At 67.9% G+C, this 8,563-nt stretch carries 9 protein-coding genes and 2 pseudogenes; 5 read left to right on the forward strand and 6 right to left on the reverse strand.

Annotated elements, in window-relative coordinates:
• Positions 1–66 precede the first annotated feature (66 nt).
• Positions 67–1,806, forward strand: coding sequence for an asparagine synthase-related protein (locus AB0F03_RS35555; protein ID WP_362000035.1), 1,740 nt, complete (start codon positions 67–69; stop codon positions 1,804–1,806).
• Here the strand turns inward: AB0F03_RS35555 and AB0F03_RS35560 are convergent.
• The 3 genes from AB0F03_RS35560 to AB0F03_RS35570 all read right to left on the reverse strand — a co-directional run bounded on the left by AB0F03_RS35560 (position 1,790) and on the right by AB0F03_RS35570 (position 4,940).
• The gene (locus AB0F03_RS35560; protein ID WP_362000038.1) at positions 1,790–3,022 is read right to left on the reverse strand and encodes a hypothetical protein; all 1,233 of its coding nucleotides are present in this window, start codon (positions 3,020–3,022) and stop codon (positions 1,790–1,792) included. The genes AB0F03_RS35555 and AB0F03_RS35560 overlap by 17 nt on opposite strands.
• Positions 3,023–3,318: 296 nt before the next feature.
• Complete coding sequence (locus AB0F03_RS35565) at positions 3,319–3,894, reverse strand: hypothetical protein (RefSeq protein WP_362000058.1); 576 nt, start codon at positions 3,892–3,894, stop codon at positions 3,319–3,321.
• A 173-nt stretch (positions 3,895–4,067) separates the two neighbouring features.
• Entirely contained in the window at positions 4,068–4,940 is an 873-nt protein-coding gene (locus AB0F03_RS35570; RefSeq protein WP_362000041.1) for a hypothetical protein, read from the reverse strand.
• Between the two features lie 57 nt (positions 4,941–4,997).
• Here AB0F03_RS35570 and AB0F03_RS35575 point away from each other — a divergent pair, with 57 nt between their 5' ends.
• Positions 4,998–5,447 (forward strand): hypothetical protein, encoded by a 450-nt coding sequence (locus AB0F03_RS35575; protein ID WP_362000044.1) that lies wholly within the window; start codon positions 4,998–5,000, stop codon positions 5,445–5,447.
• A 99-nt stretch (positions 5,448–5,546) separates the two neighbouring features.
• Here the strand turns inward: AB0F03_RS35575 and AB0F03_RS35580 are convergent, their stop codons facing one another.
• From AB0F03_RS35580 to AB0F03_RS35590, 3 genes and pseudogenes are all read right to left on the reverse strand, one after another.
• A complete protein-coding gene (locus AB0F03_RS35580; RefSeq protein WP_362000047.1) occupies positions 5,547–5,936 on the reverse strand; it encodes a hypothetical protein in 390 nt (129 codons plus the stop codon).
• 20 nt (positions 5,937–5,956) lie between these two features.
• On the reverse strand, positions 5,957–6,661 hold the full coding sequence (locus AB0F03_RS35585; protein ID WP_362000050.1) for a cyclic nucleotide-binding domain-containing protein: 705 nt from the start codon (positions 6,659–6,661) through the stop codon (positions 5,957–5,959).
• 200 nt (positions 6,662–6,861) lie between these two features.
• Positions 6,862–7,026: pseudogene (locus tag AB0F03_RS35590) on the reverse strand (XRE family transcriptional regulator); the annotation flags it as partial.
• Here AB0F03_RS35590 and AB0F03_RS35595 point away from each other — a divergent pair.
• The 3 genes and pseudogenes from AB0F03_RS35595 to AB0F03_RS35605 form a co-directional block, all read left to right on the forward strand.
• Entirely contained in the window at positions 7,020–7,328 is a 309-nt protein-coding gene (locus AB0F03_RS35595; protein WP_362000053.1) for a hypothetical protein, read from the forward strand. The pseudogene AB0F03_RS35590 and the gene AB0F03_RS35595 sit on opposite strands and share 7 nt — an antisense overlap.
• Before the next feature lie 208 nt (positions 7,329–7,536).
• Entirely contained in the window at positions 7,537–7,842 is a 306-nt protein-coding gene (locus tag AB0F03_RS35600; protein ID WP_362000056.1) for a hypothetical protein, read from the forward strand.
• A 29-nt stretch (positions 7,843–7,871) separates the two neighbouring features.
• A pseudogene (locus AB0F03_RS35605) lies at positions 7,872–8,563 on the forward strand (transposase); the annotation flags it as partial.

The following is an 8,563-nucleotide window of genomic DNA, read 5'->3' on the forward strand; positions in this document are numbered from 1 at the left end:
CGCCTCGAGTGGTTTGACGGCGCACCGATACTCCGGGCCACCGAGGCCATGGTGCGTCAGGGGCTCGTGTCGACGGCCTCTTCGCAGGCCGGCACCGCGGTCGTCGTCGGCTGGGTCGGCTCGGCACGTGACCGAGTGGCAGGCGCGCATCATCTCCTGGCCGACTTCGGCCGAGGGGGAACAGCCCCGACGCTGCCGGCCGGCGACTACGCGGCCGTTCTGGTGTGCCGCGACCGCATCCTCCTGATACGCGACGAGCAGGCACGCATCCCTCTGTTCTTCAGGGAGTCCGGTGGCCGCGTGAACGCCGTGAGCACCTCGGCCCGCTGCCTGGGGAACGTCACCGAGCTGGAACGCCGCTACTTCTGCCGGTACCTCACCGGGAACATGGCCCAGCCGCATGCGGACCTCACCCCCTTCACCGGGGTGCACCGCGTCCTCGGCGGTGAGGTGGTGGAGCTTTCGGTCAGCGGGCGGCCACGCAGTCATGTGTGGCGAGGTGTTCGCCAGGCCCAAGAGCCGCCCGTGCCGACAACGGACGGACCCTCCCTCGGTGAGGCCGCGCAGGAGCTGCGCCTCGCACTGGAGAACGCTGTCGGACGCCGTATGGGCACGACGACGGCATGCCACGTCTCGGGCGGCACCGACTCCACCAGCGTGGCGCTGCTCACCGCACGTCTGCTGGTCGAGGGACGGGGCGGCCCCGGGGGTCTCGTCCTGCTCGCCGGGCGTTTCTCCCGTGGACAACTGGCCGCGGAGCGGCCCTACCTGGACGTCGCGATGCAGGAGATCCGCCGGCACAGTCCCGCGGCCCGGCCGGTGATCGTCGACGCCGACGACGTGGCCGACTTCGACGACTTCCAGCACCACGCGGGAGACGCGGACGAGCCTTGTGCGCACGCCTTCCGCGCCCCTTGGTGGACCAGACTTCACGCGGCGGCCGCGGAACGGGGCTGTGACGCCCTGCTGACCGGATGCGGGGCCGATCCGATCGTGGACGCCAACCCCTTCCACCTGCACCAGCTCGCCCGCACGGGACAGCTCCGGAAGATGACCGAGCAGGCAAGCGCCTGGGCCGTCGGCAGCGAACGGGGCGTGCGGGACATCGTCAACGCCTACGTGGTCAAGCCGGCTCTTCCGCTGGCATCCGAGCGGATCACAGCACTTCTCCGCCGCGGAACAGTGCTCGGCGGCCTCGGCACGTACAACCGCCCCCGATGGCTGCGCTCCGGATTCGCGAGGGCTCACGGTTACCGGGAGGCCCGCATCGCGGAAAGCCGCTTCGTGCTCGCGCGCCGGCCCGAACAGTCACTGTACGACGCTGCCAATTACCGGGCCGCGCCCGACCCGCTGTCCTGGAACCGCGCGCGGCAGGACGGGTTCTTCCTCTCCCACCCCTTCCTCGACCCGGAGGTCATCGCCACGATGAGCCGCCTCCCTGCCGGGACCGCGTTCCAGCCGGGTCGTCCGAAGGCGGTACTGCGCGAGGCCATGGCAGACCTGCTTCCGGCCCCCATCCTCGGCAGGACGGTCAAGGTCCCCTTCGACGACCTCTATGCCCGCGGCTTGCGGACGCACGGCGACGAGCTCATCTCCCTGTGCGGTACCGCCCGGCATCCGCTGATCGCTGAAATGTTCGACGTCGAGACGCTGTGCCGGGCAGTGCGCGAGGCGCAGCTCGGCATGGGGGACGCCTACTCCTGGGACCGTGTGAACAGCTCGCTCGCTCTGGTCGCCTGGCTGGAGCGACTGGACGAGCGCGCCGGCCCGTCCGGCGCGGCGATGCCCGTCACCGCTGACTCTTGATGTCCCAGAGCGTCCGTTCGACAGGCCCCGTGATCACGTCAGCGAGACCGTACCGGCTCACCACCTCGCGTGCTTCCGCCTGAGTGGGAATGCGGTCCTCCTCGCCCGACCGCGCGATGGACGTCGCCACGTTCGCGCCGTGCGTGCCGAACCTCCAGTAGACGGTCACATAACGGGGATCCCTGGTGCGTTCGTCGATCGCGTTGTTCTCGTGCACCCTGGCACGGTAGATGAGGGAGTCGAGGCCTTTTTTCTGTTGCTCCTTCACCCATACCGGAACCTTGGACCCACCCCAGGAGTACGCCATGAAGCGGAGCGGTGGCTGCAGCACCAGCCGGTCCTTGCGCGCGAGGCTCGCGGTGGCATAGAACGCCAACTGGTCGTACGGCGTGTCGATGGGCAACTGCACCACCACTCGCGTGGCGAAGGTGTCGCTCGACTCGATCCATTGTCCGTAGGGCATCCACGGCTGTGCCTCCACCAACTCGCCGGGCTGGTGAATCTCCCTGCGGGAGAGCGGGTTCACTTCGTCGGACTTGGCCCACTGCTCCGCGTCGGTGCGCCACTGCTGGCGGAGCCGGTCCTTCGGGCTGAGCGGCACTCGTTCCCCCATGGCGTGGAATTCGGTGCCGAGCACGTAGAAACCCACGTCACCGTGGTTCTGGATCGTGATGTCGACCGGTACGGCGAATGCCTTGTGGTCTTTGCTCAGCACGGCCTTCCCCATGGACAACGTGACGAGAGGCCTGGTTTCCCGCTGGTACGGTTGATAGAGGTTCTGATAGCCGAAATTGGCGACCGCGATCACCGAGGAAACGATCAGCGCAGCGGCCACCCGCTTGGGCGCGGGGACCATGACCGACGTTCGCCACACCGCGAAGACAGCCCATGCCGAACCCGCCGTGAGCGCGCCGAAGAGCGCCGGGTAAGCCGCGGAATCACCGTCCTTCACCGTCTCCACCAGGAGCATGACGTTGGTCAGCAATGCCGCGAACGCGCCGATCAGCGCGACCAGGCCGGAGTAGGGAAAGCTGTGCCGGGCCCAGTGGTCCACGACCGCGGCGGCGCTCACCAACGTGGTTAACGAGACCACGAGAAGGACGGTACCGGTGACGCGCCCGGGGAAGGTCAGAGCATGGGAGAAGTCGTCGAGGCCGAACTGCCCCAGCAACAGCGTCGTCGTCAGGAGGGTCAGCAGGATCGCTGCTACACCCACGCGTGACCGCCAGGTTCCCAGCGAGGGGTGTCGCACGCTCGGGTGCGCGCCGGAGGGAGACCTGGGGGGAGTCCTCACGTGATCACCTTCCGGAGCCGCCGGCCGTCGGCGATAGTCGGGTCCTCCATGCAGGCGCGGACACAGAAGGTCTGCCACCGCGCCCAGGGTGCGAGCACCATCGTCCGTGGTGATGTGTCGGCTCGCCATCCGGATGCCTCCGGAAGTGGCAGGACCAGTGAGGGCACTCGCACCGTGCGGAGGCCCTGCTCACGCGGGGCCGGACCCGCCGGATCCGCTCAGCGGCTACCCGTCCAGTTGTGGGCCACGTCGACCACCAGCCGACCGGGCATCTGCTGGACCCGGAACGGCAGCCGGACCCGTACGCCGAGACCCACCTGCGTCTCGCCCTCGAAGCTGCCGGCGAACCGGGTGTCCCGGAACGTGCGGTAACCGTGGACGTTCACGCCCGGCAGAGTGCGGCCCACTCGCCCCGGGTACGTGACCGCGCCGGTCGCCGGGTCGTAGCTCGGCGCGCCGACATGGACGTCGAGCACGGCCCCGCCGGCGACCGGGATCGTGCGCCCGCTGGCGCTCTGCCGGAGCCGGTCCACGTACTCGACGTGGTAGCCGACGGCAGGACCACCGCCGGGCACGTCGAACACCATCCGGTCGTAGCAGTCGTGCCGGCCGGTCCTGATGTCCTTCAGCGGTACCGCCCCGGTGGCCGTACCGCCCTTCGCTCCGCTGCCCCAGCCGGTCGGACAGGCCGTGGACCGCGCGGTGGCCGGAGTGGCGTCCGCCGCCGTCGCCGCGCCGCCCAGGCCGGCACTTGCCAGGACGAGAACAGTCGCGATGAGTCTTGTTCTCTGCATGATGTCCCCCTTGGTCGCCATGCTGTTATGGGATGAGACATGCAGGTATGGCGAACGGTTGCACGCGAGGAGGACGAGACCGCGTGCGTCCGCCCAGGCCGGCGAACTGAAGGCGTGCGGGCAGACCCGCAGCAGCACGGCGGTGTGCGATCGGACAGGCAGTGGGCGCACAATCAGGCCATGGAAACGCACGGCTGGCGCGGGTAGGGGCATGCCGCCGATGCGGCTGGGGGTGCGCCTGGTGTGGACTGCGCCGGAAGCGATGACCGGTCATCGCGGGCGAGATCACGCACTGACCTCCCCGCGCCCGCCGGGACGGCCCCGCCCTGGTCCGCCGCCGGCCGGGCCTCGGCCACATAGGCGCAGTCTCCGTAGTCGTTCGCGGTCTCGGCTGCTGCGAGTTGCTTCAGGAAGATCGATTCCAGCAGCGGCATGGACTGATCGCCAGGGATCCGGGCGATGATGTCGACGGGCTGCCGTCCCCACTTGTCTGACGTGACAGCCTCAGCGTCGCGGCCGGACTCCTCGACGAACTCAGCACGGAGCACACCGAGATCAGTCACGGGCTCCTCGACCGGCTGCCTCAGAGCACGGTCACACGCAACGTCCGGCACCACCTCGTACTGACCGGAGCCCTCCCCGAACGCCACGAGATCTTCGCCCGGCTCGAGCTCTGGGCGAAAGCCACCCTCGAAGCCCTGCCCCCACACCAGTCCCGGATCGTCAGCCCCTTCGCGGAATGGCACGTCATCAAGGACGCACGCCGCCGAGCGGAGCGCGGGCGCTACACTCCCAGCGCCGCGAAAGCCGACCGTGGTAACATCCGAGCCGCCATCCTCCTGCTGAACTGGCTCGACCAGCACCAGCTCACCCTCCCGGACCTGCACCAGGAGGACCTGGATCTGTGGCTTACGCAGAACCCCACCCGACAGAATGCCGTCCACTCCTTCGTCCGATGGCTCACGAAGCGAAAGCTGACCCGGCCGCTCGAGACACAGCTTGCGCGCAAGGGATTCCCTGCGAACTTCCACACGGACGACGAGCACGAGAAGCAGTTGCGGAGATGCCTCACGGACGAGGCTCTGCCCCGAGAACTCCGCATCGTGGGAGCCCTGATCCGCGTCTACGCACTCACTGTCGTGCGCATCAAGGAGTTCACCACCTCCCAGTTCCGCCAGAACGACGCGGGCGCCTTCCTCACCATCGATCGCCACCCAGTGCTGCTGCCTCCGACGCTGGCCCGGCTCCTCAAGGCGCACATGGCCAGCCCGCAGGCCAGCTCGATGCTCAAGCCCCGCGCGTCCTCCGGACCCGACTACCTTCTCCCTGGTCGACACGCAGGTCGCCCCCTGAGCGCCAGCCACATCATTAAACGGCTGCGGAACCACGACCTCCCCACCCGTGCGGCCCGCAACACCGCAATGATCAATGCCATCACCGAGCTGCCGCCGATCGTGATCAGCGACCTCTTCGGCCTCTCGGCCTCCACCGCCTTCCAGTGGGCCAAATTCGCCCAACAGAACTGGACCGGCTACCTCGCGCTTCAGGAATAGTGCAGGCATCCGCACTGCCTCTTCCCCAGTCAAACGGAAGTCGGCCGCGCTACCGTGCCTGCGATTTCCGACGGCATCAGCAGTCCGGCGGTCGGGCCGTCAATGCCGGTCTTGCTCGGAATTCCGCCCGTTGGCGGCGTTGAGGGTTTCTTCAACGGTGGGGTTGATAATGCGGGCCTGCTCGCCGGGATCGAGCGATGGTGCGGGCGTCTCGATCTGCTGAAGCTGTTGCCGTACACGGCGCGTGATGGCGTCCAGGTCCGGTGTCGCGGAACTGCGGCTGCGGATGTCGTTGTAGATCATCCAGGCTGTGTTGGCAATGGTAACGATCAGGCCGCCCAGGGCGGTGGCGTCCAGGTACTGCCCAGGTGCCTTCGCTGTTCCTTCGGTGGCCAGTGCCTCCTCTACCTCCTCGGCCAGTGTAGGGTGCTGCGGGCCAGCGAGGCGGTGGGCTGCGGCGCGGGCGGCTTGTTCGATGACGTCGTGCATGCGGATGCTCTCCATGAGGGTCAGTCGGTTCCGGTGTCGGTGGCATCTGGCTCGGCCAGGACGTAGGCGCGTACGGGGCCGGGCAGGGGGTTGCCGGTCTCCTGCTGCCAAGCGTTCTCGACGGTTGCGATACCGAGGCGCCGCGTCAGCCGGCGAAGCTGGACGGGCCCCATGCCGGTCATGGGATGCGGGATTGCGTCGAACAGGGCAACGCACTTGATCGCCCAGACCAGCGCCTGGCCGGTGTCATCCCCGGCTTCTGCCTGCAGACCCAGTTGCGCGAAGGTCAGGACCGTGCCGGGGCGGTTACCCACCTCTTCGTCGATGGTGAGGGCTTTGCGGTACCAGTCCTCAGCGTCCTCCAGCCGTCCCTGGGCCTGGGCGACCGTGCCGAGCTGGTGGTAGCTGCTGGCCATGCCGGGCCGGCTGCCAAGGTCTTCCCAAGCACGTCTCCGCCGCAATGACGACGCCGAGCGGGGCTCGGAGCCCAGCACCGCCAGCTCACCCAGCAGTTCACCGGCTCCTCGCACGGCCAGCAGCGTCCGTTCCCCGCTCTGGCCCGTCAGCGTCACGAGCGTGGACCCGGAATCCAGCAGGATCACATGAGTCCCGGGGTTGCCCTGCCGTAACAGCACACTGTGCGCCGGCCGTGACCTCCGCGGTGCGAGATCGCGCAATTGAGACCACAACTGCTCACCGATCACCGTGATATGCGGCTGATACACAGCCTCCCAGGTGTGGCGCCCCTCACATCCGAATGGCCTCAACATGGTGCGTAGGTGATCAATAGCCCAATTCCAGCCACCGTCAGGGCAACCACCACCAGATCGACCGCCAGACGGGCCGCTCGGGGACAGTCTGGACCGCGCGCTGGAGGGAGCGTTCACCCGTCGCATCCCGCAGAGCGCCCAGGCGCAGATGAAGTACGCTCTATGCGGCCGCGCAGGTCCTGTCGGGGCCGCTTGAGCTTGCCCGAGACGTACCGCTCCACCGTGCGCTGGGAGATCCCGAGCGCCTGCGCAGTGGCCTTGGTGCCCTTGAGCTGCTTGACCAGGTGAGGTCAAGAAGCGGTGGCAGCCGCAGGTGCGGGCGAAGGCGAGGAAGAAGGCGACCTCCACCGGCAGCCTGGTCGTCTCCACCCGCGCGCGGTTCGGCTTCACCGTGGCGCCGGGCACCACCGACGACGCCCATATCCGCGACATCACCCAGGCCCTGCCGCCCGAGTACGCCGACCAGCTGTTCACCGCCCGCGAGCAGGGCGCCACCGAGCAGCAGCTCCAGCAGATCGCCGCCGACGGCCTGGCCCGGATGTACTTCCGTGCCAACAACTCCCGGGCGCACGGCCTGGGCGTGGAGTTCACCGACGTGAAGCACATGCAGATCGAGCTGTAGCCTCCGGCAAAACGTCTTGGTCCGGCCCTCTGTAAATGGCCGGACCAAGACGTTTTTACCGTGGGGGGTTTTCGGCCGCATCTCGTGGATTCAGGCCAACATGCACCAGTAAGCGGAATTGTCATGTTCAATGCGCCAGTTGGCCACCTCTTGTCGCGAGTCTCGCCGAGCGTGTCGATCACCGGTCCACCCTAAATGAGGAGTACACGTGCAAAGACGTCACCACGCGTACCGGGGGATAGTCGCGGCGGCAGTCGGCGGGGTCTTCACGCTGACCACCCTGACCGCCGCCCAAGCAGCGCCAGCACCGCTCACCGATCCTGCCAAAGCGGTGGCGATCGCCGATCGACTGGGCAACAAGCGCACAGCCGGCGTCTACTACCGGGACGAGCGACTCGTTGTCGCCGTAACCGATCAGGCCGCGGCTGAAACTGTGAGAAGTGCTGGGGCGGTAGCGGAGGTCGTCCCGCACAGCACGGCCGAGCTGAACTCTGCCAACGGGCTGTCCCCGTAAGCGATCTTGATGTGGGATGGTCTTGGGCCGTGGCTGGTGTGATCACGGCGTCGGAGCCGTCTTGGACAGCCCCGTTCACCGGGCTGAGCCCGCGCATCTTCGGCAAGTTGCTGACTCAGCTGCGCCACGAGGGCGCCGACGCGCCAGGCCGTGGCCGACCCTGGAAGCTCCCGCTTCAGGACCGGGTGCTGCTGGTGGCCGCTTATTGGCGCACCAATCGGACGCTGAGGCAACTGGGCCGTTGTTCGGGGTGTCGAAGTCGACGGCGGACCGGGTCATCGACCACCTCGGACCGAAGCTCGCGCTCACGCAGCGGCGCCGCTTTCACAAAGACGCCGTGCTGATCATGGACGGCACCCTGGTGCCGACCCGCGATCACTCCGTGGCCGAGCAGTCGAAGAACTATCGGTACTCGACGAACCATCAGGTGGTCGTTGACGCCGACACCCGGCTGGTGGTCGTGGTCGGGCGACCCCTTCCGGGCAACCGCAACGACTGCCGGGCCTGGGCCGAGTCCGGCGCGAAGGGCGCTGTCGGGAAAACCGTCACGATCGCCGATGGCGGCTACCGCGGAACGGGACTGGTCATCCCTCACCGTCGTCGCAGCGCGGACGAGGAACTCTCCTACTGGAAGCAGGCGCACAACAAGAGCCACAAACAGGTCCGTGCCCGCGTCGAGCACGTCTTTGCCCGCATGAAGGCCTGGAAGATCTTGCGTGAC

The sequence above is a fragment of the Streptomyces sp. NPDC028722 genome, from assembly GCF_040637655.1.
In the GTDB taxonomy this organism is placed as follows: domain Bacteria; phylum Actinomycetota; class Actinomycetes; order Streptomycetales; family Streptomycetaceae; genus Streptomyces.